Origin of the sequence: Salinisphaera sp., from assembly GCF_035690525.1 — a bacterium.
In the GTDB taxonomy this organism is placed as follows: domain Bacteria; phylum Pseudomonadota; class Gammaproteobacteria; order Nevskiales; family Salinisphaeraceae; genus Salinisphaera.
Genome location: NZ_DASSKM010000180.1, coordinates 1 through 24,589 on the forward strand (window position 1 = coordinate 1; position 24,589 = coordinate 24,589).

The following is a 24,589-nucleotide window of genomic DNA, read 5'->3' on the forward strand; positions in this document are numbered from 1 at the left end:
GCCGCGGCCGCGCCGCGCCCGGTGGAGACGACCCGAAAACTGGGCCTCGACCCGGATTGGATCGAGGCCCTGGCGTTTGCCTGGCTTGCGCGGCAGCGGCTATTGGGGCGCCCGGGCAATGCCCCAAACGTCACCGGCGCGAAGGGGCCGGCGGTGCTCGGCGGCTGGCACGAACCGCCGCCCGGGTTGCGCTAAGCGCAACCCGGCGAGTTCAAACCGCAAACGAATTGCCGCAGCCGCAAGTGGTTGTGGCGTTGGGGTTACGGATCACGAATTGCGCCGCGCATCCGCGCGGGGCTTGCTTCGCAAGCCGAAGGGTTGTTTGTCACCCCATTCGCCTACGGCGAATCGCCCCTCAAGGGGCGAAGGCGCGCGTGAGGCTTATACCGCGAACGAGTTACCGCAGCCGCACGTGGTTGTGGCGTTGGGATTGCGGATCACGAACTGCGCCGCGCATCCGCGCGGGGCTTGCTTCGCAAGCCTGAGGGGTTGTCTGTCACCCCATTCGCCTACGGCGAATTGCCCCTCAACGGGCGAAGGCGCGCGTGAAGCTTATACCGCGAACGAGTTACCGCAGCCGCAAGTGGTTGTGGCGTTGGGATTGCGGATCACGAACTGCGCGCCTTCTATCCCGTCCGAAAAATCGATTTCGGCGCCCATCAGATAGAGCACGCTCATCGGGTCGACGAGCAGAGTCACGCCCTGCTTTTCGATCAAGGTGTCGCCTTCATCGACGTTTTCGTCGAAAGTGAAACCGTATTGAAACCCCGAGCAACCGCCGCCGGATACGAACACACGCAGCTTGAGGGCGTCGTTGTCCTCGTCTTCCAGCAACTCCTTGACTTTAATAGCCGCGGCGTCGGTGAAAACCAGCGCCGCCTGGTCGGCTTCTTGCTCGATGGTATCGGTCGCAGCACTCATAAGCGTCGTCCGTGTCGAACCCACAATCACTATCATACGACATCAGTGCGACTCGTATGTTTTCAAGGGACGGGGTTTTAAAGAAATATCGGTAACTTCAGGGCACCGGCGCGGTCGCTGTCAAGGCGGACGTTTCGGGCGCACCGATCATCAGGTTGAAGCACTGGACCGCCTGCCCGGCCGCGCCCTTGACCAGATTGTCGATGGTCGACAGGACAACGGCCTGATCACCGTTCAACGGCCGGTGCACGGCGATACGGCACATGTTGGTCGCACGCACGTGCCGGGTCTCGGGCGTAGCACCCGGGCCGAGCACATCCACGAACGGCTCATCGGCATAAGCGCGCTCGTAGAGCGACTGCAGATCGGCCGCGCCGGTCAAAGTGGCATATAGCGTGGCATGAATGCCGCGCACCATCGGCACCAGATGCGGCACGAAGGTCAGCCCGACATCGCGGGCGGCCAGTTCGCCCAAAAACTGCCGGATTTCGGGCAAATGCCGATGACCGGCCACGCCGTAGGCCTTGAACGAATCGGTGGCCTCGGCGAACAGGAAACCGGTCGCGAGCTTCATGCCAGCACCGGAGACGCCGGTCTTGGCGTCGGCGATCAACCGGCCGAGATCGACGACGCCGGCCTCCACCAGCGGTTTGAAGCCGAGCAAAATCGCGGTCGGATAGCAGCCCGGGCAGGCCACCAGATCGGCGCCGGCGATGGCTGTGCGCCGGCCCAGTTCGGGCAGGCCGTAGACCGCGCGTTCGATCAACTCGGGTGCGGCGTGTTCGGTGTGGTACCACTGCGCCCAGATCATCGGATCGCGCAGCCGGAAATCGGCCGACAAATCGACAATGCGCACGCCGGCGTCGAGCAGGCGCGGCACGTCGTGCATGGCCGCTGCGTGCGGCGTGGCGAAGAATACGATGTCGCATTCATCGAGCCGGGCATCGGCCATATCCGAGAACGCCAGATCGACGACGCCGCGCAACTGCGGATACGTTTCGGCCACCGGCGTGCCGGCCGCGCTGCGCGAGGTCACGGCCACGATCTCGGCCTGCGGATGCGCGGACAACAGTCGCAGCAGCTCGGCGCCGGCGTAACCCGTGCCGCCCACCAGACCTATTTTCTGCCTGCCCGCCATGACTCGATCGCTGTCGCTATGAAAAATGTAGCCGCATACTACACCGGCATAAAACAGAACCCCAGAAAGATCACCTGGGAGATAGACCCGGGAGATCGGCAGGTTCATGCGCGCTCGGCTCGCGGCCCGGCGGCCCCATGGCACCCGGCCCTGTCGTGATCGCCGCGGCTGCGCGTTATATCGCGCCCAACCGATATAATGAGACGATTACCGATAACCCAGCACGATCAAGGAGCGCCCGGATGCTGTTTCTCTGGCTCAAGGCCCTGCACGTTTCGTTCATGGTGGCTTGGTTCGCCGGGCTGTTCTATCTGCCGCGGCTGTTCGTTTATCACGCCGAAGCCACGGACGAGATCGGCCGCGAGCGCTTTTCTATCATGGAACGGCGGCTGTCCAAGCTGATGTCGATCGCCGCCTTGGGCACGATCGCGTTCGGGATCTGGATGCTGACGATGCTGGGCGGCGGCTGGCTGGCGGTCAACGGCTGGTTCCATGCCAAGCTTGCGCTGGTCGTGCTGCTGATCGGCTTCCACGGCTGGTGTCAGGTCCAGGTGAAAAAATTCCGCGAAGACCGCGCCACCGGGACGCCGAAGTTCTACCGGCTCATGAACGAGGTGCCCGCGGTCATCCTGCTGCTGATCATGATTCTGGTCTTCGTCCAACCGTTCTGATCATCGGCGTCTGATAGCAAAACCCGCCGCGAGATCCTCGCGACGGGTTCGTTTCGCACCATCGGATGCGGCGGCGTTACTCGGTGTCCGGCGTCTGGTTGATGTCGGTACCGGCCTGCGATTGCAGAAAGTTGTGCTCGCCGAGGGATTGGATCAGATCGAGCTGGGTCTCGATGTAGTCGATGTGCTCTTCCTCATCGGCGAGAATATCGACGAACAGATCACGGGTGGCGTAGTCGCCGACTTCCTCGCAGACCTTGATCGCCTCCTTGTAGTGCGCATGGCCTTCATACTCGGCGGCCAGATCGCACTCGAGCATTTCCTGCGGCTTTTCGCCGATGCGCAGCTTGCCGAGATCCTGCAGATTGGGCAGCGCGTCGAGGAACAGAATACGCTTGATGAAGCGGTCCGCGTGCTGCATTTCCTCGATCGATTCGTTGTACTCGTGCTTGCCGAGTTCGAACAAGCCCATGTCCTCGAACATGCGCGCATGCAGGAAATACTGGTTGATCGCGGTCAACTCCAGCTTGAGCGCTTCCTGCAGATATTTGATAACGGTCGCGTCGCCTTTCATTGCTTGTCCTGTGTCGGCCTGAACTTAGGGCAAGACTAGCCGAGGCGCCGGCGACGCACAAACAGTCGCTCGTGCGCGGGCCGTTCGTGCGCGCATCGAGTACAAAGGCTTAGGCGGTAACCGCTATCGGTCGAAAAGCTTCCGCCTCGGCCGCCTCTTCGCGTTCGCTTTCCTGGCGACACTGGAGCAACACATCCCGCGCGCAGGGCGCACAACGCCCGCAACAGCCGGCAACGCCGAGCTTCTGGCGCAACAGGCGCAGGCTGCAAGCGCCTTCGCAGTAGGCTTCGCGAATCTGGCAGTCGGTGACCGCGTTGCACACGCAGACGTACATGGCATTACCTCCGACGCGCAGTACAACGCTAATGCGAACGATTGTCAACTACAAATGCGACTCGCGTCGACCGCGCTTTCCCGCCCGTACGTTCAGGCGGTGGAGCCGGATTGCAGATAGTCCGAAAGCTCATCCAGCGCGCGGCGATAGACCTGGCGCTTGAAGAACACGACCTCGTCCACCGGATGCCAGTAGTCGACCCAGCGATAACCGTCGAACTCCGGCTTTTCGGTGGCATCGAAACGTACGCAGGACTCGGGCGCGACCAGTTGCAGCATGAACCACTTCTGCTTCTGGCCGATGCACAGCGGCTGGCGATGACGCCGTATATAGCGCTTGGGCAGCCGATAGCGCAGCCAGTTGCGCGTGGAAGCCACGATCTGGACATGCTCGGGACGTAGCCCGACTTCTTCTTCCAGCTCGCGATAAAGTGCGGCTTGCGCGTCCTCGCCTTCGCGTATACCGCCTTGGGGGAATTGCCAAGACTGTTGGCCGATGCGCTTCGCCCAGAACACCTTACCTTGCCGATTGCTCAAGATGATGCCGACGTTCGCGCGGAACCCTTGTGCATCAATCACAACACTACCCTCGGGAAAATACCTAAGTGATTCTTTCACAAATCCGCAAGAAACTAAAAAACATTGGCTGAATCGCCGGAACGCATTCGGTTAGGCGCGCAATTCTATTGTGCTCCGCTTTTATCGCTTTCCAGAGCTCGCTGCAGCCGTCATCATTACGCGCCTTCAATCTCTCCCACAGCCGAGGCGCGGACGTGCGACTGACTTTTTTCGATCTCGATCAAACCCTGCTCGAAGGAGACAGCGACTACGAATGGGGCCGTTTTCTGGTCGACGAGGCTATTGTCGACGGCCCGAGCTATGCCCGCGCGAACGAAACGTTCAAGGCCCAGTACGATGCCGGCGCGCTCGATATCCATGCCTACCAGCGCTTCGTGCTGCAGCCGCTGATCGACCAACCCGCCGCGCGCATGACCGCGCTACGCGAACGGTTCGTCGCCGAGCGGATCGAGCCGATCGTGGCGCGCCACACCGCGGCGGTCGTGGATTTTCATCGTCGGCGCGGAGATTTGACGGCGATCATCACCGCGACCAACCGGTTCGTGACCGAACCGATTGCGGCCCTGCTCGGGATCGAGCACCTGATCGCGACCGATCCGGAAATCGTCGATGGCGTCTATACCGGCGCGATCGCCGGCACGCCGTCTTATCGCGAGGGCAAAATTGCGCGCGCCGAGGACTTCGTGGCCCGCATGGGCGCCGCACCCGAAACGGTGACGTTCTATTCCGACTCGCACAACGATCTGCCACTGCTGCGCTGGGCCGATCGACCGGTGGCGGTCGACCCCGACCCACGATTGGAAGCGGCCGCAAACCAAGCCGGCTGGCCGGTGATCAGCCTGCGTGGCGATGCCATGCCGTCGATCGATTATTAATCCGGCGCCAAAGCAGCTGAAATGTCATCTGTTTTCAACTGCTTCGCGGCCGGCGGCCGCGGCGAGCACGTGCCTGCTTTGGCCGATCGCTCAGCCGCGCGGTGCGTGGCGTGCTTCGTCCCAGTCGACGAAATAGGGGCCGAGTTGCGAGCGCAGCCGGCCGTTGGTGGCCAAAGCGGTGCGCGATTCCAGACCGATCGGCCCGCCACCGAGTTCGGTCATATCGCCGCCGGCCTCGCGTACGATCACGGTGAGTGCCGCGATATCCAGAATATTGAGATCGGATTCGATGACAGCATCGAGCGCGCCGGTCGCCAGCAGGTGGTAGTGATAGAAATCGCCGTAGCCGCGGATGCGGTGGACATCGCCGACCAGCTCGCCGATCTTCGGCCAGGCCTTTGATGCGCCGAGCGCGCCGATGTTGCCCATCGACAGGCTGGTCTGCCCGATCGTATCGACGCTCGAAACCTGAATCGGCTCGCCGTTGAGGAATGCACCTTCGCCGCGCGCCGCCCAGGCCATCTCGCCGTTGCCGAACGCCGGCGCGTTCGACACGCCGACGATTAATTCATTATTGGGTTCGCCGGCGCGCATCAACGCAATCTGGGTGGAAAAGAAGGGATAGCCGCGCACGAAGCTCTTGGTGCCGTCGATCGGGTCGATCAACCAGACGTACTCGGCGTCGATCGACTCACGCCCGAGTTCCTCGCCGTAAAAGCCGTGCTCGGGGAAAGCTTCCGCCAGCACCTGTTTGATGACGCGCTCGCACTCCACGTCGGCGATGGTCACCGGCGAAGCATCGGCTTTGCGCTCGACTTCGAAATCGCCACGATAGTAGCGATTGATCACGCGTTCCGCGGCACGCGCGGCCTCGATCGCGGTGTCCAGATAACGGCTCAAGTCCTCGGCCACGGGTTCTCCTGGCTGTAAAGGCAAGCGCTCATGCTACCGGCTTGACGGTCGCGGCGCAGGACGCCGACCGACGATCGCGCTCAAAAAGCCGCCCGGTCCAGCAGCCGGCGGAACGCGGCCCAATCGAAGGCCGGCCCGGGATCGCTCTTGCGGCCCGGGGCGATAGCGCTGTGGCCGACGATGCGCGAGCGGTTCATGGCCGGGTAATGACGCAAAAGCGCCGCCGCGAGACCCGCCAGCCGCCGATATTGGGCCGGCGCGTACGGGCAATCGTCGGTGCCTTCCAGTTCGATGCCGACCGCGAAATCGTTGACGCGCTCGCGCGCCTCGAAACACGATGCCCCCGCGTGCCAGGCGCGGTCGTCGAAGCCCACATACTGGGTCAGCGCGCCGGTGCGCTCGATCAACGCGTGCGCGGACACCCGCAGATCCGCGATAGCGGCAAAGACCGGGTGCGCCGACGAATCCAGCGTATTGGTGAACAATGCATCCACATAGCCGTGGCCGAAGCGCCCGGGCGGCAGCGTGATGCCGTGCACGACCAGCGTATCGACCGTGACGCCCGGCGGGCGCGCGTCATGATTGGGCGAAGCGACACGGCGTACACCGGCCAGCCAGCCGTGCTCGTCGATTTGCGGTCGCGCGCCGGATTCGCACATCAGAAATAAGCCTGGATGCCGAAATCCACCCGCAGGCCGTCGTCCACGCGGGTGTTCTCGTAGCCGACGGTGGAGCGGAAGGCGAAATTATCCACGATCGGCACCTGCGCGCCCAGCGTCGCCCAGCCGTAATGACCGTCCGCGCCCACGGCGTATTCCAGCCAGCCGGTTTCGGCCTTGAGCTGCACGCCCGGCACCGGATAAGCCAGGACACCGGCGCTGCCGCCCGCGCCCACGGCCCAGGCCGGCTCCAGCCCCGGATTGGCGTCGAAGGAGAACTGGCTGAACACATAGCCGATCAGATCGCGCCCGCCCCAGGCCAGGCCGGGCCCGCCCTGTAGATAATAGCCGAGATCGTTGGGCGCGTCGGTGAAGACATGGCTCGACGGCCGCCGGCGCACGCCGGTATCGGCGGTGAACGAAATCGGCTTGAACCAGGCATTGCGAGGCGACAGCGAGGTAATCGACAGTAGGCGGATGTCGTCGATCCGGACCCGGCCGTCGCCCGGATCGACGCGCACACCGATATCGGCAAAATCGATCGCCGCGCCCCGGGTATAGCCGCCGGGGTCGTCGAGCAGATCGTGATAAGCCGGCCGGATTCGAAAACCGAGCGAGAAGTTGTCGTCGGCATAGATCCCCGAAGCGTTGATCCGCAGCGAGCGATGGCCGTCCTCCGGCGAGATCGGCGGCGTGGGCACGTGTCCGAACGGCGAGCGGCGCGGAATCGACGCGCGTACGGCCAGGATATGGTTGGCGTAGTCGCGACCGGCCTGACCGGGGACCGGCGCATCCACCTCCTTGCTCGACAACTGGTAATTCAGCGCGTCGTAGGCCACCTCCAGCACCGCCGCGCGTCGTTCCGCGCTCAGCGCCGCGAGTGCCGGCGCGTCGGGCGCCAGTTCGCGGCGCGAGACCTTGCGGGCCAGCGCCTGCTCGTCCGGCGCGAGTTGCTCGGTCTCCCAGCGCAGCCGGGTTTCCTTCGAGGGCCGATACTCCGCCGGGCCCATCAACCCGGGCACGTCCGCCAGGGTACGGATCGTGTCGGACGGGATCGTGTACCAGTCGTAGTGGCTTGTCAGGTGCAGCTTCGGCCGGGCGACATCGAGCAGGCTCAACAACTGGTACGAGCAGTTCTTGTTCAGAAAATAGTAGACGAAATGGACGCTGTCCATCTCCCATATATGATCGACCAACCGGGATAGCTGCGCATGGGTCAGGTTCAGCGGATACGACCAGATGTCCCGGTTCTCGATCCAGGCGTACTGCTTGACCTTCTTGTAGTAGGGGAACATGCCGAACACGCCGGGGTAACCGCCGGTCAGCCCCTTCCAGACGAAACCCAGACCGCGATGGCCTTCCGGCGCGGCCGCCGCGAAGTTGACCGCATACGACAACAGCTCCGTGCCGCGGCTTCTGCGGGCCGAATCGATGCGCAGCAGCGTATGGCCGAACATCGACGACGGGCTGTTCGGGAAGGCGGTGGGAAAAATCAGGCTGGCCGAATCCGGCGCGATCAGCGAGCGCCAGTTGCGATAGTCCGGGCAGGCGTGGACCGGTAGGCGCGACGTGTCGATGTCCAAAGTCTTGACCAGAAACTTGCGGCGCGCCACGAACAGGCAGTAGGCCGGCAGCTCGCGCGGCCCGATCGGCTGTTTCGAGAACAGGCCGGCCAGGGTGGCGTCGAGCTCGGCCACGGGGTCGGTCCGGCCATCGTCGGCCAGAAAGAACCACGGCGAGGCGACTTCGCTATGCACACCGCCGCGCAGCCAGTTGGGCTCGTAGTGCAACAGCGCATGCCATTCGTCGCTGGCCGCCAAGTGCGTATTCGCCGCCCGCGCCTCGAGCTGTTGCAGATCGGCGCTTGGATTCGCGGCCGCCGCTGTTCCGGACATCACGAAAGCCAATACGACGACAATCGTCGCCGCCCGGCCCGGAGCGCGCCGATGGCGCCCGGCGACACGTTCTGGTTTCGACATGCTAGTCCCTGATCGATCGACGCCGTCGCACGGCGCGCTTCAGCGCGACATTATTTCAGTTCGTGCGTTCGTGGGGCGAAGGCATGCGGCCACGTCCGGCCGCATCGGGCCGGGCAAGCAGTCCATGGTGATCTTCGATTAGCGTTGTTGTACTAATCGTTACCCGGGGTCTGGGCCTCGAAATTGCCGAGCGGCCGGACGAAGGTATACTTGGCCGGCTCCGCCACCAGGCGTTCGCCGGCCGTGTCGGTGTTGTGGCCGAGCAGGGAGAACGGCAGGGAGACGATGAACAGCCCCGTGCCCGCAATCGTGGCGACCAAACTCGCCGGACGTACAATCAAGGCGTCGAAGGCCATAGCGGCGGCCGACGGCGCGGCCACATCGTCGTTGTCGGCGGCCAGCGCCGGCGCGGCGACAACCAACGAGATGGCAACGACAGCCGCGATGAGCGCGCGTCGGAGCAGGAGACTATCCATGTTACGACCCCCGGAGTGCTGTACTTTTCAAAGATTAGCAAAGCGGCCCGGCAAGTCAATCCAGCTTTCGACGCAGCCATGAACGCGCGCGAAATCTACCTGGCCGCGGACCCGGTCAATGCCGAAATCGTCAAGGACATGCTGATAGACCGCGGCATCGCCGCGCACGTGCGCAGCCAATACCTCTGGGGCGGCATGGGCGAACTGCCGGCCAACATCTACCCCCAAGTCTGGATCGACGATGTCGCCGACTACGACCGCGCCCGCGAAATCGTGGCCGCCTTCGAGAAAGGCCCGATCGAGACCGGGCGCGACTGGCGCTGCCCGGGCTGTGGCGAGACCGTCGAAGGCCAATTCAATGCCTGCTGGCACTGCCAACACCCCCGGCCACGCGATTGACCCGCCCATGCACCTGGTTCTGCATCAGCCCGAGATTCCGCCCAACACCGGCAACGTCATCCGTCTGGCCGCCAACATCGGCGCGGCACTGCATCTGATCCATCCGCTGGGATTTTCGCTCGACGACAAGCAACTACGGCGCGCCGGACTCGACTACCGCGAGCGCGCGGTCATCCACGAGTGGCCGGACTACGAAACCTGGCGCGCGGCCTACCCGGCATGCCGCGTGTTCGCGGCCACCAAGCGCGGTAGCGTGCGCTACGACGACGTGCGCTATCGTGCCGACGACGCCCTGCTGTTTGGTTGTGAGACGCGCGGCCTGCCCGACGAGCGCCTGGACGACGCCGAAGCGGCCATCTATCTGCCGATGCGGCCGGGCAATCGCAGCCTCAACCTATCCAACAGCGTGGCGGTAATCGCCTACGAGGCCTGGCGTCAGCTTGCGTTCGACTGACCGGTCAAGCCTTCGCGCGCGGGTCCAGCACTTCCCAGCCGGCGCCGACCGCCGCGACCGACAGCCTGCGATCGGGCGCGACGGCCACCGCCTCGCCCACCACGCGGAACAGATGCGCATCGCTGATCGAATCGCCGAAGGCGACCGCCTCGGCCAGCGGCAGGCCGGCTTGGCTGGCCAGCGTCTCGGCGGCGTCTATCTTGGTCGGCCCGTAAGGATGACGCCGCGGCGGCGCACCGGTGAAGCGCCCGTTCTCGGTACTGCAGGCCGCGCCGATGCAGTGCTCGATGCCCAGCGCCGCGCCGAGCGCGTCGGCCAGAAACTGAGGCGTGCCCGATAGCAGCACCACCGCGTCGCCGGCCGCCTGGTGCGCCTTGAGCCGTTCGACCGCCGGCGCGTGCAGGGTCGGCAACAGCACATCGGCGACGAAACGCCGCGCCAGATCGACGATATCGCCGTATTCATGGCCCGACAGATAGGCCTTGTTCTTTTGCATCACGTGCTTGCCGAAGCGCGGCAGGTAGCGCAGCGTGAACCAGGCGAAGGCCAGCAACTGGCGCGGCCCGAGCGCGCGCACCTGCCAAAGATAGCGCGCGAAGCGCGCTTCCGACGACGAACCCGGCACCAGCGTGCCGTCGATGTCGAAGATCACCAGACGCATATCAGCCTCGCGGTACGGCGGCCGCCGGCCGCGCATTCATGCAGAACTCGAGGATCACCGGCAGGCCTCGGGCGACGCAGATCGCGGCCGAGGCCCACGCCAGCGCCAGTCCGACGCTCGTCAGCGAGCCGCCCCAGGCCGCCCAGAAATCCGGCGCGAGCGCGGGAAACGGCTGCCAGAACAAAATCCAGCCGAAGGTCACGGCCTTGAGCACGGCATAGAACCCACGCATGAAGCGTCCGGCCACCAGAAAACGGCCGATGCCCGACTGCATCATGTCGAAGGCCGCGGTGCCGGCCGCCGCGCCGCGGCTTCTGATCGCATCCACCAGATTGCCGCGGATGATGAACAACAGCGGCACCCAGACGCCGATGAAGCCCAGATGCGCCAGCACCACCCACAGCACGGTCTCGACGATACGATCGATAGCGATATCGAAGGTCGCGCCGAACAGCGTTTCCTGGTTGAAGCGGCGCGCGACCCAGCCGTCCACGCCGTCGAGCGCGATGATCAGCCCGGTCAGTGGCGCATTCGCGAGCTGCAACACGGGCACGCCCGAATACACGATGCCCAACAGCAGGAACAACAGCAGAAAACGCCCGAAAGTGACCCAGTTCGCCATATCCCGTCTATATCTTGTCGGCACCGGCCAACGGATTGCGTCATGCCGCCATGACCGCGCGACCCGCCGACCGCCCGGGGCGGTGTATCGGTTTCGATCTCTTGGCCGCGGCCGGCCCGCCCACAGGCGTTCCGGCATCACCAGCCCGCGCGTATTCTACATGACCGAATATGCGAAAGCCTCTTATTCCACCTCGGAACGATACGGGCGCTCGGTGAGCCGGCGCGCGGCGGCCTGCGGCGCATCGCCTTCGTGCAACACACGATAGGCCTGGGCGGCGATCGGCATATCGATGCCGCGCTCGCGCGCCATGCGATGCACCTCGCGGGCCACGCGCACGCCCTCGACCACCTGACCTATACCGGCCTCGGCGGTGGGCACGTCGTCGCCGGCGGCTAGCCGGAGCCCCATGCGGCGATTGCGCGACTGGTCGTCGCTGCAGGTCAAAAGCAAATCGCCGAGCCCGGCCATGCCGATCAGGGTTTCGCGCGAGCCGCCGAGCGTTACGCCCAGCCGCATCATTTCGGACAGCCCGCGCGTGATCAACAACGCCCGGGCGTTGGCGCCATAGCCGAGTCCGTCCGAAATACCGACCGCGATCGCCAGCACATTCTTGACCGCGCCGCCGACGCCGACGCCGATCACGTCATGCGCGGTGTAGACACGAAACACGCCGTCGTGGAAGGCGGCGGCCATATCGGCGGCGAATACCGCGTCGGCGGAGGCGATGGTCACCGCCGTGGGCAGCCCGCGCCCGACCTCGCCGGCGAAACTCGGCCCGGACAGCACGCCCACGGGGCGCTCGACGCCGAGCACTTGGGCCGCGACCTCGTGCGGCAGCAGCGCGGTCTCGGGCTCCAGGCCCTTGGTCGCCCACAGCACGCGCTGGCGCGGCGCCAGCAGCGGCGCCAATGCGTCGAGGCACGCCCGCAGCGCATGACTCGGCACGACGACGACGATATCGTCCGCGCCGTCGACCGCCGCGCCCAAATCGGCCGTGGGCGCGAGCGTGGCCGGGAACGTCGCTTCGGGCAGGTAACGCGCGTTGGCCCTAGCCTCGGCCATGGCCTCGATGGCCGCCGCCTCGCGCCCCCAGAGGCGCACGGCATGACCGCGCCGGGCCAGTTGGACCGCCAGCGCCGTACCCCAGGAGCCAGCGCCGATGACGGCGTAGCAGCGCGGGCGCTTGTCAGCCATGACCGGGCTTAGACCTGATCAGTGCGTCGCCTGACTGGCGTCGCTGGGCGCGCCGTTCTCGTTGGCCCGGTGCTGGGCGTAGAGCAGATCGAAGTTCACCGGCTGCAATAGAAAATGCGGAAAGCCCGCGCGCTGGACCATATCACCGACCGATTCGCGAATGTAGGGAAACAGAATCGACGGGCAATAAGCGCCCAGCACGTGATCGCGCTCGTCGGCGTCGGAAAAACCCTCGATCTGGAACACGCCCGCCTGCTGGACCTCGACGATATAAGCGGTGCGCTCACCCTGCTTGGCGGTGACGGTCACGGTCAGAATTACCTGGTGGGTTTCCTCGGACAGCGACTGGATCTGGGTATTCAGATCGACGTTGACCTCGGGGTTGTACTCTTCGGTGAACACCCGCGGCCCGTCGGGCACCTCGATCGAGGCGTCGCGGATATAGATCTTCTGTAGCCCGACCTGGCGCTGGGCTTCGCCTCCGGTCTGGGCCTGTTCGGTTTCGCCGCCGTTGTCTTCGGCCATGATCCCTCCTGTTTGGTGCGCAACTTACGCGGATTACTTGCTGGTGACCGGCAACCCGTCGGCCTGCCAGTTGTTGATGCCGCCCTTGAGCGCGTACACGCGGGTGTAGCCCTTGGCGCGCAGTTTGGCCACGGCCGCGGATGCCGCGTTGCCGGCGCCGCAGTACACGATGATGGGCTTGTCGGTGTCGCGCGAAATCTCCTTGGCGCGATCGGCGATACCGGCCGCCGGCACATGCTTGGCGTTGAGGATATGGTTCTTTTTATATTCCGACGCCGAGCGCGTATCGACCACCACGGCGTCGTCGCTGTTCATCAGCCGTACCGCCTCGGCCGCCGAGATCGGACCACTGCCCGAGAACGTGCGCCAGGCCTCGTTCGCGAGGAAGGCGATCACGATCACGCCCAGCGCAGCCCAGAGAAAAGGATGGTGAGCGACGAATTCCAGCAACTGATTCATAACCGATGTATCGAGCCTTTACGGATGCGTGCCGGGCCGCGAGCCGGCACCGGCCGGGGATTATTGCATACACCGCGCGCGATTGACCCGCACGCCGCGCGCCGCGGCTTGCCTTACAATTGTCCGATGCGGTTGACCCACGCGCTCGGCGCTTTCCTGTTTGCGCTGTCCATACTCGCCCCGAGGCCCGGCCTGGCCGACGACCCGGCCGACAACGATTCGCGTTCGGCGCAGGCCCGGGCCGAGCTGTCGGCGCTGCACGATCGTATCGCCCAGGTACGCCGGCAAATCGCCGCCGGCTCCGACCAGCGCAGTGAGCTGTCGGACGCGTTGGCCCAGGCCCAGTCGCGCATCAGCGACGCGCGCCGGCGTCTTGACCGGCTCGACGACGATATCGCCGAGCATAAACAGCGCATCAAGCGGTTGAAGCAACAGCGCGACGCCGAGCGCGACCGCCTGTCCGGCGAACTCGATGCGCTAGCCGCCCAGGTACGATCGGCCTACGAGACCGGGCGCATGAGCCGTATGCGGCTGTTGTTGTCGGGGGCCGCGCCCGAGCGTATCGGACGTATGCTCAACTACTACCAGTATTTCTCCGAGGCACAGAGCCGGCAGGTCGACCACCTTAAGAGCGCGCTCGCCCGTCTGGCATCCAAGCAGCAATCGTTGGAAAACGAGCGCGCGCAACTCGCCGCGCAGCGCGAAGCGCGCGCCGCGACCCTGGATTCGCTGGAGGCGAGCGAGCAGAAACAGCAAGCCACCCTGGCCGCGCTCGAGCAACGGCTGTCGTCGCACCGCTCCAGCCTGTCTGACATGCGGGCGCAACAGGCCCGGCTCAAGAAACTGTTGAATTCGGTGCAGACCCAGCTGTCGGACCTGCCGCCCGTGCCCTCGGGCGTGCCATTCTACAAGCTCAAGGGCCGCATGCACCCGCCGGTGCCGGCCAAGAAAGTGCTGGCCCGCTACGGCCAGACCAAGAGCGGCGGCCCGTTGCGCTGGCAGGGCGAATGGTTCGCCGCGCCCCAGGGCGCGCCGGTGCATGCGGTCGCCGGCGGCCGCGTGGTCTATGTCGGCTACATGAAAGGCTACGGCCTGATCGTGATCGTCGACCACGGTCACGGCTATTATTCACTCTACGGACACGCCGCGGCCAGCTATGTCGATGTGGGCGACGCCGTGTCGACCGGCCAGACGATCGCCACCGCCGGGCACAGCGGCGGCCACAGCAAAAGCGGCATCTACTTCGAGATCCGCCACGGCGAGGAGCCGGTCGACCCGAGCCGCTGGCTGTCCGGCTGACCGTCGGCCGATTCCCGTGTGCTATCGTCGATGATCATTGCGCGCAACCGGCCTCGTCGGCAGCGCCCAATCCGGCGCCGGGCGACGTCCGACCCGACTGACACGACATTGGAAACCAGACATGAACCCCAAACTGCGCGGCGCATCCCTGATCGTGCTCGGCGCGATCGTCGGCACGGCGGCCACGGTCGGAGGAAAAACTTATGCCGAGGGCGCGCCGGACCCGGCCGATGCCCCGGCGCTACAGAAAGCCGATAAGGACAACGGCGACCCGAAGGTACCGTTGCCGGAGTTGCGCAAGTTCGTGGCGATCATGCACCAGGTCAAGCAGGGCTACGTCGAGAAGGTTTCGGACAAGACGCTGCTGGATAACGCCATGCACGGCATGGTCGATGGGCTGGACCCGCACTCGGCCTATCTCGATCCGGAGGAATTCAAGCAGCTGTCGGTGGCGACCTCCGGTCAGTTCGGCGGGCTCGGGGTGAAGGTGCAGATGAAAAACGGCTATCTGCAGGTGGTCTCGCCGATCGACGATACGCCGGCCTCCAAAGCCGGCATCCAACCCGGTGATATGATCATCCGTATCGACGACAAGCCGGTGAAAGGCATGTCGATGAGCGACTCGGTGCATGCCATGCGCGGCGAGCCGGGCAGCAAAATCTCGCTGACCATCCTGCGCGAAAACCACGACCAACCGATTCATCTGCACCTCGAGCGCGCCGATATCCAGGTCGCCAGCGTCAAATCGCGCATGCTGGGCCCGGGCTACGGTTATATCCGGATCAGTCAGTTCACCGAAGGCACCGCCGAGGGCATGAACAAAGCGCTGACCAAGCTTAAGAAAGAGTCCGACGGCCAACTCAAGGGCCTGGTACTCGATCTGCGCAATAACCCCGGCGGCGTGCTGAACGCGGCGGTCGATGTCTCCGATGATTTCGTGAACGACGGCACCATCGTGTCGATCCAGGGCCGGGCGGCCAACATCGATCACAAGTTCAAGGCCAGCCCGGGCGACAAGCTCGACGGCGCGCCGATCGTGGTGCTGGTCAATCAAGGTACGGCGTCGGCCGCCGAGATCGTCGCCGGCGCGCTGCAGGACGATCACCGCGCGGTCATCATGGGCACGCGGACTTTCGGCAAGGGCTCGGTGCAGACCGTGCTGCCGCTCGACGACGGCTCGGCGCTCAAGCTCACCACCGCGCGCTACTACACGCCCGACGGCCGGTCGATCCAGGCCGAGGGCATCACGCCGGACATCAAGCTGGCCCCGGTCAAGATCACGCCGACCGAGGCCACCGGCGGCTTCGGCTACACCGAGGCCGACCTGCCCGGCGCGCTCAAGAACACCGGGGCCGCCGACGTCGGCCCGGCGGCCAACGACGACGCGGCCGATGCCGCCGGCCAGAGCGACAACGACGCGGATTCCGAGCCGCAATCCGCATCGAAACCGAGCGACGATAAGGAGCCGAAATCGCCAGACGCCGCGGACGACGATTCGTCGGCGACCGATTCAGGCTCCGATGGTACCGAAAGTTCGAAAAAATCCGAGCATGAAAAACCGCTCGCCGAGCGCGATTACGGGGTCTACGAGGCGCTAAATCTGCTCAAGGGCCTGAACACGCTAAACACGACCGGTCGACAACAGGGTTCGGAACAGAATAGGCCGTCGGCCAGCCAGACACGGGCCGGCGGCCGGGCTGACTCGAGCAATGCCTAGCGACCCGGCCTATTTCAACGGGCGCGGCGTGCCTCGCCAAGCCCTGGCCCAGCTCGCCAAACCGAGCAAGCCGGTGATGACCGCCATCCAGACCGGCAGCGGCGGATAGGCAAGCTCCGCCGCCGAAACCACGATCAGCCCCGTGCCTACCAGCGTCCACCGCATGGCGCGCCGCGCGACACGCAGTTCGTGGGTGATTTCGGTTAGCGCCGCTTCCAGCTGGGGCGCGCCCGGGGCCTCGCCGGCGCGGGTGCGCCGCACCACCGTGCTCACCAGGTCGGGCAGACCGTCCATGATCTGCGGCAGCTGCTGGCGGATGCGCTCGGCGGCGATACGCGGATCGGCCCGCCGGCGCATCCATTCCTCGAGAATCGGCTTGGCCGTGGCCCACAGATCGAGCTGCGGGTACAGATCGCGCCCCAACCCTTCGACGTTGAGCACGGTTTTTTGCAGCAGCACGAGCTGCGGCTGGACCTGATAACGGTAGCGCCGCGCGATCTTGAACAGGCGCACCAGAAACAGGCCGAAGGAGATTTCGGCCAGCGGCTTGTTCATGATCGGTTCGGAGACGGTGCGGATCGCGCCCTCGAAATCCTCGATGCGGGTATCCGCCGGCATCCAGCCGGACTCGACGTGCAACTCGGCGATGCGCCGGTAGTCCTGATTGAAAAACGCCAGGAAATTCTCGGCCAGATAACGCTGGTCCTCGGGGGTCAAGGTGCCGACGATGCCGAAATCCAGCCCGACGTAACGCGGCCGCTCCGGATGATCGGTCTGCACAAAGATATTGCCGGGATGCATGTCGGCATGGAAGAAATTGTCGCGGAAGACCTGCTTGAAGAAGATCTCCACGCCGCGCTCCGCCAGCACCTTGAAATCGACGCCGGCCGCGGTGAGCGTGTCGACATCGTCGATCGGCACGCCCTGCATGTGCTCCATCACCAGCACCGACTCGGTGCTGTAGTCGAAATAAATGGTCGGGTGCACGATCAGATCCGAACCCAGCCAGTTACGCCCGAGTTGGCTGGCGTTGGCGCCCTCGCGCATCAAATTCAATTCGTCGTGAATGATGCGGTCGTATTCGGCCACGATCTCCACCGGGCGCAGGCGTTCGGCCTCCGGATGCAGGCGCGCGGCCATCTTCGCCAGCGTGTAGAGCACCGAAACATCGCGGTCGACGCGCGCGTGCACATTCGGGCGCAGCACCTTGACCACAACCGCCGCCCCGCGCTCCTCGCCTTCACCCGGGTGCAGCCGCGCGGCGTGCACTTGGGCGACCGAGGCCGCGGCCATCGGCTGTTCGTCGAACGCCGCGAAGAAGCGTTCGAGCTCGTGGCCGTAGGCCGCCTCGATCAGCGCGCGCGCCTGCCCGCCTTCGAACGGCGGCACGTCATCCTGCAACTTGGACAGTTCCTCGGCCATGCCGTCGGACAACAGATCGCGCCGCGTGGACAGCGCCTGACCGAACTTGATGAACACCGGCCCGAGCGCCTCCAGCGCCAGACGCAGGCGCACCTCCACCGGCTGGTCGAAGTGTTTCGGCTTGCCGACCAGCCATCGCGGCGCGTTGCCGCCGAACAGCTCGCCCAGACCGTAGCGACGTATCGTGCGCAGGATTTCCAGCACACGTTTACTGCGTGACAGCATCAGCGTCGCCGCTCCAGTCGTTTGATGCGCGCGGCGCTGCGCTCGACCCGGTCACGAAACGCCTCGACCTCGCCGGCCAGTTGTTCGTGCTCCCAGGCGCCGATCACGTCGCGGGTCTCCTCGCGCAGGTACTCTGCGGCCTGGGACGGCAGTTCACGCCGCAAGCGTGAGAACAGCCCGGCCGCGCCCTTGGCGCCGCGTTCCAGAAAATGCCCCACCACCGGACCAAAACGCTGATCCAACAGATCGCCGAGATCGAAATCCACGCCGGCGAACAAATCGGCGAACTGCTGGGCGATGCCGATATCGCCGGCGATGCGCAAACCGCCGCCGGTCAGCCCGTCGCGGCCGCCGGAGAAGAACACCCGGGCGAACACGGCGGCGCGCCCGGTCAAGCGGACGTCCGGCTCGCCTTCGGGATCGCCCGCGACCTGCAGGCCGTGGCGCTCGCCGATGAAAGTCACCGCCAGCCCCAAATCGGTAAAACACACGGTCAGCGCGCGCCCGGACAGCGCCGCCGCGCGCTCGAGCGCAATCGCGTCGGCGCCGATATAGCGGTTGAGCGCGATCTCGGCCGCCGCCCGCGCCGGGGCCGGCAAGCCGCGAAAATCACCCGCCGCGCTCACGGCGCGTAGCCGCGATGCACGGCGACGATACCGCCGGTGAGATTATGATAGCCGCAGCGCAGGAAGCCGGCTTGGCTCATCATCGATTTCAGCGTCTCCTGATCGGGATGCATACGGATCGATTCGGCCAGGTAACGATACGCCGCCTCGTCGCGCGCGACGTTCCGGCCCAGCCACGGCAGCACCGAAAACGAATAGACGTCGTAAATACGCCCCAGCCCCGGCACCGCCGGCTTGGAAAATTCGAGCACGATGGCGCGCCCGCCGGGTTTGGTCACGCGCGCCATCTCGGCCAGCGCGGCCTGTTTGTCGGTGACGTTGCGCAGCCCGAAGCCGATGGTCACACAGTCGAAACTGTCGTCGGCGAACGGCAGCTTTTCTGCATTGGCCAGGCAATAATCCACATTGGACACCAACCCGCGCTCGAGCATCCGGTCGCGGCCGTTGGACAGCATGGCATGGTTGATATCGGACATCAGCACGCGGCCGGTCGCGCCGGCCTTTTTCGCGAAGCCGGCCGCCAAGTCGCCCGTGCCGCTGGCCAGATCGAGCACCCGCTCGCCGCGGCGCACCGCGGCCAGGCTGATCGTGAAGCGTTTCCATGCCCGATGGACGCCCATCGACATGAGGTCGTTCATGATGTCGTAGTTATCGGCCACCGAGTCGAACACGGCGCCCACGCGCTGCGCCTTGGCGGCTTTGGGCACGCGCTGGTAGCCGAAATCGATGCTGTCGGGGTCGTTCGACGGCGGCTGGCGGGAGTCGACCATGGCCGGTACGGTCAGTTGGGCGTGGCGGCAAGCTTACCGCACTGGCGGGCGTGGCAGCCAAGCGCATGCCGGTTGGCGCGTTGTCACCTCTCGCGGCCGGCTCGGTTACACTCGCGCTCGGACCGGCCCATCTGCATCCGGATCGCTGCCCGGATGCGAATAATGCTTGTGCCGCATGATGCCGGTTGCGCATTCGGAGGGGATTGTTACAACGTCATGTCGCTCGTTCATCGGCTCAGCCTGTCCGCGGCCGCAGCGCTTACCCTGCTTGTCGGCGCTTGTTCGCAGCCGGCGCCGCCGGCGCCGCCCGGCCCGACCGAAGTCGGCGTGTACAAAGTCACGCCGCAGCCCTATACCGTGACCGAGACACTGCCCGGACGCACCCGCGCCTATAGGACCTCCGAGGTACGCCCCCAGGTCGACGGCATCATCGAAAAACGCCTGTTCACCGAAGGCACGCACGTGGCGGCCGGGGACGCGCTGTACCAGATCGACCCGGCCCGCTATCAGGCCGCGGTGGCCCAGGCCGAGGCCCAGTTGGCCCAGGCCCGGGCCGCGGTCAAATCCGCCGCGCCGCTGGCCCGCCGTTATCAGCACCTTGCCGAGATCGACGCCATCAGCAAGCAAGACCGCGATAACGCGGTGGCCCAGCTGGCCCAGGACAAGGCCGATGTGGCCAGCGCCGAAGCCAACCTGAAGAGCGCGCGCATCAATCTCGGCTATACCCGCATCGAGGCGCCGATTTCCGGGCAGATCGGCGCCTCGACGGTTACCGCGGGCGCGCTGGTCACGGCCAATCAGAGCGATGCGCTGACCACCATCAATCAGCTCGATCCGATCTATGTCGATATCCGCCAGTCGGCCGATCAGTACCTGAGGCTCAGACGCGCGATCGCCACCGGCGCGCTGGAAACCGATGACGATAATACCGCGCCGGTGATGGTCAGCCCGTCCGGCGGCGGCGCCAACGTGCATCTCAAGGGCAAGCTGGCGTTCTCGGGCGTCCAGGTCGACCCCGATACCGGCTCGATCATGCTGCGCGCGATCGTGCCCAATCCGGATCATCTGCTGCTGCCGGGCATGTACGTGACCGCCAAACTGATTCAGGGCATCGACATGAAATCGCTGCTGGTGCCCCAGCAGGGCGTCGAGCGCAACGCCGCCGGCGAACCGATCGCGCTGGTGGTCGATGCCGACAACCAGGTCGTCCAGCGCAAGCTGACCATCGCGGCGGCGGCCGACAATCAGCGCTGGCGCGTGACCTCGGGGCTGAGCGCCGGCGACCGCGTGATCGTGCAGGGCACGGGCAAGGTCGGTCCGGGCGATGCGGTCGATCCGGTGGTCGTGACCATCGACGACGACGGCGACGTCCACGCCGTTCACGACACGCCCGGGCCCAAGGCTTAGTGTCTCGTTTTTTTATCGATCGCCCGATCTTCGCGACCGTGCTGGCGATCGTCGTCAGCCTGGCCGGCACCCTGGCGATTTTCACTCTGCCGCTGGAACAATATCCGGACATTGCGCCGCCCACCATCTCGATCGCCGCCACCTATCGCGGCGCCAGCGCCGAAACCACCCAGAATTCGGTGACCCAGGTTATCGAGCAGGCGATGACCGGGATCGACAATCTGCTCTATATCAAATCCAGTTCGGATTCATCGGGCGAATCGCGGGTGCGGCTGACGTTTACCCCCGGCACCAATCCGGACATCGCCCAGGTCCAGGTCCAGAACGAACTGCAGTCGGCGATCTCCCGCCTGCCGGCCTCGGTGCAGCGCCAGGGCGTGAACACCTATCAATCCGGCGGCAACTATTTTCTGGTGCTCGCCTTGTATTCGACCGACGGCTCGATGGACGAGGCCGATATCGGCGACTATATCGACAGCACCCTGGTCGATCCGCTGGCGCGCGTCTCCGGCATCAGCCAGGCGCGTAATTTCGGCGCCGAATACGCGCTGCGCATCTGGCTGAATCCGCGCAAGCTCGACCAGTACCACCTGATGCCCTCGGATATCCGCGCCGCGCTCGAAGCGCAGAACGCGAATGTCTCGGCCGGCGAATTGGGCGGACTGCCGCAAGCGCCCGGCCAGCAACTCAACGCCACCATCAAGGCGCGCAGCCTGCTGACATCGGTCGACGCGTTCAAGCGCATCATCGTCAAATCCAATCCCGACGGCTCGGTGGTGCATCTGTCCGATGTGGCTCGCGTGGTGATCGGCTCCGACGAATACACCGAGATCGCCCGTTTCAACGGCCGCCGCGCCGCCGGCTTGGGGCTGGAATTGGCGGCCGGGGCCAATGCGGTGGCCACCGCCGAGAAGGTTGAGCAGCGCCTGCACCAACTGTCGCGGTTCTTCCCACCGGGGCTCGAGGCCCGGGTGGCCTTCGACACCACGCCGTTTGTACGCGCCTCGATCGAGGAAGTGGTCAAGACCCTGCTCGAAGCGATCGTGCTGGTGGTGGTGATCATGTTCATCTTCCTGCAGAGCTGGCGCGCCACGCTGATTCCGGCGCTGGCGGTGCCGGTGGTGATCCTGGGCACCTTCGGCGTGCTCGCGGCGTTCGGCTATTCGATCAATACGCTGACCATGTTCGCGCTGGTGCTCTCGATCGGGCTGCTGGTCGATGACGCCATCGTCGTGGTCGAGAACGTCGAACGCGTGATGGCCGAACGACGATTATCGCCACGCGAGGCCACGATCGTCTCGATGGGCGAGATTCAGGGCGCGCTGGTCGGCATCGCGCTGGTGCTGTCCGCGGTATTCGTGCCGGTGGCCTTCTTTCCCGGCTCGACCGGCGTCATCTACCGGCAGTTCGCGGTGACCATCGCCGCGGCGATGGTGTTGTCGATCGGGGTGGCGCTGATTCTTACGCCGGCTTTGTGCGCGAGCCTGCTCAAGCCGCTCGACACACGCCGCGAATCGGGCCGGCTGTTTAACGCCTTCAACCGCGGCGTAAGCAAAGCGGCGCGAGCATCCCAGCATGTGGCGCGGCGCATGATCCACGCCCGCGCGCTGGTGATGTTGGCGTTCGCGGCCATCGTGCTGGCGGTGGCCTGGCTGTTCAGCCATCTGCCGCAGGCTTTTCTGCCGACCGAGGACCAGGGCGTGCTGATGGTCTCGATCCAACTGCCGCCGGGCGCGACCGCGCAGCGCACGGTCAACGTGATCGAGCAGGTCGACCGCTATTTCATGAATCAGCCCAACGTCGACTCGATCTTCGCGATCGGCGCCAGCGGCGGCCAGAACGGCGGCCGCGCTTTTATACACCTGGTCGATTGGAGTCGGCGCAGCGGGCCCAACCCCTCCGCCGAGGCGATCGCCGCCCGGGCCACGGCCGCACTGTCGAAGATTCGCGCGGCGCGCGTCTATGTGCTGTTGCCGCCGGCGCTACGCAATGTCGGCGATTCCTCCGGCTTCGAGCTGCAACTGCAGGATATCGGCGGGCTGGGCCGCGATGCGCTGATCGCCGCGCGCGAGAAGCTCCTGCGGCTGGCGCGCGCCGACGACATGCTGACCCAGGTCCGCGCCGACACCACCAACCCGAACGCCCAGTTCGTGATCGACATCAACGACGCTAAGGCGCGCGCGCTCGGACTGTCGATCGACGATATCAACAGCACGCTGTCGGCCGCCTTCGGCGGCGCCTATGTCGACGACTTCATCTATCAGGGGCGGATCAAGCGCGTGTATATGGAGGGCGATACGCCCTACCGTATGGAACCGTCGGATGTGGACGAGTGGTATGTGCGCAACAGCTCGGGCGACATGGTGCCCTTCTCGGCGTTTTCCACCACCCATTGGAGCACCGGCCTGCCGGAACTGGAACGCTACAACGGCGTGGCCGCCTATCAGATTTCCGGCCAGCCCGCGCCGGGCGTGAGCTCCTCCCAAGCGATGGCCGAAATCGCTCGATTGATCGGCCAGTTGCCGCCGGGGATCGGCTTCGAGTGGTCCGGCATCTCGTTTCAGCAACAACAGGCCGGCAATCAGGCGCCGTTGCTGTACGCGGTCTCGATCGGCTTTGTTTTTCTATGCCTGGCGGCGCTCTATGAAAGCTGGTCGATCCCGATCGCGGTGATGCTGATCGTGCCGCTCGGCGTGTTCGGGGCGCTACTGGCCATTCTGCTGCGCGGCATGCCGATCGACGTGTATTTCCAGGTCGGCCTGTTGACCACCGTGGGCCTGTCGGCCAAGAACGCGATCCTGATCGTGGAATACGCGCATCAGTTGGAACGATCGGGCGAAACGCTGGTGGACGCCGCCCTGCACGCGGTGCGTCTGCGGCTGCGGCCGATCCTGATGACCTCGCTGGCCTTTGGCATGGGCGTGTTTCCGTTGGTGATCGCCAGCGGGGCGGGTGCGGCCGCGCGCCGCTCGGTGGGCACCGGCGTGTTCGGCGGCGTGATCGCGGCCACCGTGCTGGCGATCCTGTTCGTGCCGGTGTTCTTCGTGCTTTCGCGCGCCGGCTGGCGGCGGCTCACGGCCGAAGGGCGGATCGCGCGATGAGTCGGCGCTTACTGTTCGCAGTCGTGGCCGTGGCCGGGTCGTCCGGCTTGGCTGGCTGTGTGAACCTGGCGCCGGACTACCGGCGCCCGGCGCCGGTGACGCCGACGATCTGGCCGAGCGTGGGCGACAACCCGGCGCCCGAGCCGATCGCCGCACCGGATGTATCCGCGCTGGGCTGGCGTGATTTTTTCATCAACGAGCGGCTGCGGCATACAGTAGCCAAGGCGCTGGCCAACAACCGCAACCTGCGAATCGCCGCCCTCCACATCAAAGCCGCGCGAGCCCGCTACCACGACGCCGGATCGGCACTGTTCCCGAACGTGGATGCCTCGACCAGCGCCACCTTTTCCAGGTCCGGACGCTCGGCCGGCGGCAACGACACGGCGAGCGGCAATATCGTGACCGGCAGTTCGGTATCCAAAAGCCTGTCGACGGAGCTCGGCTTTGCCAGCTACGAGATCGATTTCTTCGGCCGCCTGCGCAACCAGAAGCAGGCGGCCCTGGATGCGTTGCTGTCGTCGGCCGCGGCCCGGCGCTCGACCCAAATCAGCCTGATCGGCCAGGTCGCCAGCGATTGGCTGATACTCG

At 65.4% G+C, this 24,589-nt stretch carries 27 protein-coding genes and 1 pseudogene; 10 read left to right on the forward strand and 18 right to left on the reverse strand.

Going from position 1 to position 24,589, the window contains the following annotated elements; all coding sequences use genetic code 11:
- Positions 1–195: anhydro-N-acetylmuramic acid kinase (locus VFJ08_RS13885; protein WP_324997820.1), on the forward strand; the 195-nt coding region annotated here is incomplete at its 5' end.
- 16 nt (positions 196–211) lie between these two features.
- Here the strand turns inward: VFJ08_RS13885 and VFJ08_RS15795 are convergent.
- From VFJ08_RS15795 to argC, 3 genes and pseudogenes are all read right to left on the reverse strand, one after another.
- Positions 212–280, reverse strand: a pseudogene (locus tag VFJ08_RS15795) (iron-sulfur cluster insertion protein ErpA); the annotation flags it as partial.
- Positions 281–552: 272 nt separating this feature from the next.
- A complete protein-coding gene (erpA, locus tag VFJ08_RS13890; protein WP_324997821.1) occupies positions 553–921 on the reverse strand; it encodes an iron-sulfur cluster insertion protein ErpA in 369 nt (122 codons plus the stop codon).
- Positions 922–1,018: 97 nt separating this feature from the next.
- Positions 1,019–2,059: an N-acetyl-gamma-glutamyl-phosphate reductase gene (gene argC, locus VFJ08_RS13895; RefSeq protein ID WP_324997822.1), complete on the reverse strand. Its 1,041-nt coding sequence runs from the start codon at positions 2,057–2,059 to the stop codon at positions 1,019–1,021.
- A 242-nt stretch (positions 2,060–2,301) separates the two neighbouring features.
- Here argC and VFJ08_RS13900 point away from each other — a divergent pair, with 242 nt between their 5' ends.
- The gene (locus tag VFJ08_RS13900) at positions 2,302–2,730 is read left to right on the forward strand and encodes a CopD family protein (protein ID WP_324997823.1); all 429 of its coding nucleotides are present in this window, start codon (positions 2,302–2,304) and stop codon (positions 2,728–2,730) included.
- A 76-nt stretch (positions 2,731–2,806) separates the two neighbouring features.
- Here the strand turns inward: VFJ08_RS13900 and bfr are convergent, their stop codons facing one another.
- From bfr to VFJ08_RS13915, 3 genes are all read right to left on the reverse strand, one after another.
- Positions 2,807–3,304 carry a bacterioferritin gene (gene bfr / locus VFJ08_RS13905; RefSeq protein ID WP_324997824.1) on the reverse strand — a complete coding sequence of 166 codons (498 nt, stop codon included), beginning with the start codon at positions 3,302–3,304 and terminating at the stop codon, positions 2,807–2,809.
- 109 nt (positions 3,305–3,413) lie between these two features.
- On the reverse strand, positions 3,414–3,638 hold the full coding sequence (locus tag VFJ08_RS13910; protein ID WP_324997825.1) for a (2Fe-2S)-binding protein: 225 nt from the start codon (positions 3,636–3,638) through the stop codon (positions 3,414–3,416).
- Positions 3,639–3,730: 92 nt separating this feature from the next.
- Positions 3,731–4,216 carry an RNA pyrophosphohydrolase gene (locus tag VFJ08_RS13915; RefSeq protein ID WP_324997826.1) on the reverse strand — a complete coding sequence of 162 codons (486 nt, stop codon included), beginning with the start codon at positions 4,214–4,216 and terminating at the stop codon, positions 3,731–3,733.
- A gap of 194 nt (positions 4,217–4,410) precedes the next feature.
- On the opposite strand from VFJ08_RS13915, the gene VFJ08_RS13920 reads away from it, so the two are divergent.
- On the forward strand, positions 4,411–5,091 hold the full coding sequence (locus VFJ08_RS13920; protein ID WP_324997827.1) for an HAD family hydrolase: 681 nt from the start codon (positions 4,411–4,413) through the stop codon (positions 5,089–5,091).
- A 90-nt stretch (positions 5,092–5,181) separates the two neighbouring features.
- On the opposite strand, the gene VFJ08_RS13925 is transcribed toward VFJ08_RS13920, so the two are convergent.
- From VFJ08_RS13925 to VFJ08_RS13940, 4 genes are all read right to left on the reverse strand, one after another.
- Positions 5,182–6,003, reverse strand: coding sequence for an inositol monophosphatase family protein (locus VFJ08_RS13925; protein WP_324997828.1), 822 nt, complete (start codon positions 6,001–6,003; stop codon positions 5,182–5,184).
- Between the two features lie 80 nt (positions 6,004–6,083).
- Positions 6,084–6,662 (reverse strand): 1,6-anhydro-N-acetylmuramyl-L-alanine amidase AmpD, encoded by a 579-nt coding sequence (gene ampD, locus VFJ08_RS13930; RefSeq protein ID WP_324997829.1) that lies wholly within the window; start codon positions 6,660–6,662, stop codon positions 6,084–6,086.
- Entirely contained in the window at positions 6,662–8,641 is a 1,980-nt protein-coding gene (locus VFJ08_RS13935) for a DUF4105 domain-containing protein (protein ID WP_324997830.1), read from the reverse strand. The genes ampD and VFJ08_RS13935 overlap by 1 nt, the downstream gene beginning before the upstream one ends.
- A 152-nt stretch (positions 8,642–8,793) precedes the next feature.
- Positions 8,794–9,117 carry a hypothetical protein gene (locus VFJ08_RS13940; RefSeq protein ID WP_324997831.1) on the reverse strand — a complete coding sequence of 108 codons (324 nt, stop codon included), beginning with the start codon at positions 9,115–9,117 and terminating at the stop codon, positions 8,794–8,796.
- 78 nt (positions 9,118–9,195) lie between these two features.
- Here VFJ08_RS13940 and VFJ08_RS13945 point away from each other — a divergent pair, with 78 nt between their 5' ends.
- Positions 9,196–9,516, forward strand: a complete 321-nt coding sequence (locus VFJ08_RS13945; protein WP_324997832.1) for a DUF2007 domain-containing protein — start codon at positions 9,196–9,198, stop codon at positions 9,514–9,516.
- A 7-nt stretch (positions 9,517–9,523) separates the two neighbouring features.
- Entirely contained in the window at positions 9,524–9,970 is a 447-nt protein-coding gene (locus VFJ08_RS13950; protein ID WP_349257019.1) for a tRNA (cytidine(34)-2'-O)-methyltransferase, read from the forward strand.
- A 4-nt stretch (positions 9,971–9,974) separates the two neighbouring features.
- Here VFJ08_RS13950 and VFJ08_RS13955 read toward each other — a convergent pair whose 3' ends face one another.
- The 5 genes from VFJ08_RS13955 to VFJ08_RS13975 form a co-directional block, all read right to left on the reverse strand.
- Positions 9,975–10,631 carry an HAD-IB family hydrolase gene (locus VFJ08_RS13955; protein ID WP_324997834.1) on the reverse strand — a complete coding sequence of 219 codons (657 nt, stop codon included), beginning with the start codon at positions 10,629–10,631 and terminating at the stop codon, positions 9,975–9,977.
- A 1-nt stretch (position 10,632) separates the two neighbouring features.
- The gene (locus VFJ08_RS13960; RefSeq protein ID WP_324997835.1) at positions 10,633–11,253 is read right to left on the reverse strand and encodes a CDP-alcohol phosphatidyltransferase family protein; all 621 of its coding nucleotides are present in this window, start codon (positions 11,251–11,253) and stop codon (positions 10,633–10,635) included.
- A gap of 183 nt (positions 11,254–11,436) precedes the next feature.
- The gene (locus VFJ08_RS13965; protein ID WP_324997836.1) at positions 11,437–12,450 is read right to left on the reverse strand and encodes an NAD(P)H-dependent glycerol-3-phosphate dehydrogenase; all 1,014 of its coding nucleotides are present in this window, start codon (positions 12,448–12,450) and stop codon (positions 11,437–11,439) included.
- Positions 12,451–12,468: 18 nt separating this feature from the next.
- Positions 12,469–12,975 carry a protein-export chaperone SecB gene (gene secB / locus VFJ08_RS13970; RefSeq protein ID WP_324997837.1) on the reverse strand — a complete coding sequence of 169 codons (507 nt, stop codon included), beginning with the start codon at positions 12,973–12,975 and terminating at the stop codon, positions 12,469–12,471.
- A gap of 33 nt (positions 12,976–13,008) precedes the next feature.
- Positions 13,009–13,434, reverse strand: a complete 426-nt coding sequence (locus VFJ08_RS13975; RefSeq protein ID WP_324997838.1) for a rhodanese-like domain-containing protein — start codon at positions 13,432–13,434, stop codon at positions 13,009–13,011.
- A gap of 126 nt (positions 13,435–13,560) precedes the next feature.
- Between VFJ08_RS13975 and VFJ08_RS13980 the strand changes: the two genes are divergently transcribed.
- Positions 13,561–14,733: a murein hydrolase activator EnvC family protein gene (locus tag VFJ08_RS13980; RefSeq protein ID WP_324997839.1), complete on the forward strand. Its 1,173-nt coding sequence runs from the start codon at positions 13,561–13,563 to the stop codon at positions 14,731–14,733.
- 121 nt (positions 14,734–14,854) lie between these two features.
- The gene (locus VFJ08_RS13985) at positions 14,855–16,450 is read left to right on the forward strand and encodes a S41 family peptidase (RefSeq protein WP_324997840.1); all 1,596 of its coding nucleotides are present in this window, start codon (positions 14,855–14,857) and stop codon (positions 16,448–16,450) included.
- 9 nt (positions 16,451–16,459) lie between these two features.
- Here the strand turns inward: VFJ08_RS13985 and ubiB are convergent, their stop codons facing one another.
- Genes ubiB through ubiE form a run of 3 tightly spaced genes read right to left on the reverse strand, consistent with a single transcriptional unit; the run spans position 16,460 to position 19,493 of the window.
- Positions 16,460–18,097: a ubiquinone biosynthesis regulatory protein kinase UbiB gene (gene ubiB, locus VFJ08_RS13990; protein WP_324997841.1), complete on the reverse strand. Its 1,638-nt coding sequence runs from the start codon at positions 18,095–18,097 to the stop codon at positions 16,460–16,462.
- Positions 18,097–18,723, reverse strand: a complete 627-nt coding sequence (locus tag VFJ08_RS13995; RefSeq protein ID WP_324997842.1) for a ubiquinone biosynthesis accessory factor UbiJ — start codon at positions 18,721–18,723, stop codon at positions 18,097–18,099. Before VFJ08_RS13995 ends, ubiB begins: the two co-directional genes overlap by 1 nt.
- On the reverse strand, positions 18,720–19,493 hold the full coding sequence (ubiE, locus tag VFJ08_RS14000) for a bifunctional demethylmenaquinone methyltransferase/2-methoxy-6-polyprenyl-1,4-benzoquinol methylase UbiE (protein ID WP_324997843.1): 774 nt from the start codon (positions 19,491–19,493) through the stop codon (positions 18,720–18,722). The genes VFJ08_RS13995 and ubiE overlap by 4 nt, the downstream gene beginning before the upstream one ends.
- Positions 19,494–19,709: 216 nt before the next feature.
- On the opposite strand from ubiE, the gene VFJ08_RS14005 reads away from it, so the two are divergent.
- The 3 genes from VFJ08_RS14005 to VFJ08_RS14015 form a co-directional block, all read left to right on the forward strand.
- The gene (locus VFJ08_RS14005) at positions 19,710–20,900 is read left to right on the forward strand and encodes an efflux RND transporter periplasmic adaptor subunit (RefSeq protein ID WP_324997844.1); all 1,191 of its coding nucleotides are present in this window, start codon (positions 19,710–19,712) and stop codon (positions 20,898–20,900) included.
- Positions 20,900–24,001: an efflux RND transporter permease subunit gene (locus VFJ08_RS14010; RefSeq protein WP_324997845.1), complete on the forward strand. Its 3,102-nt coding sequence runs from the start codon at positions 20,900–20,902 to the stop codon at positions 23,999–24,001. The genes VFJ08_RS14005 and VFJ08_RS14010 overlap by 1 nt, the downstream gene beginning before the upstream one ends.
- The coding region (locus VFJ08_RS14015; protein ID WP_324997846.1) for a TolC family protein at positions 23,998–24,589 on the forward strand (592 nt) is incomplete at its 3' end. The genes VFJ08_RS14010 and VFJ08_RS14015, both read left to right, overlap by 4 nt.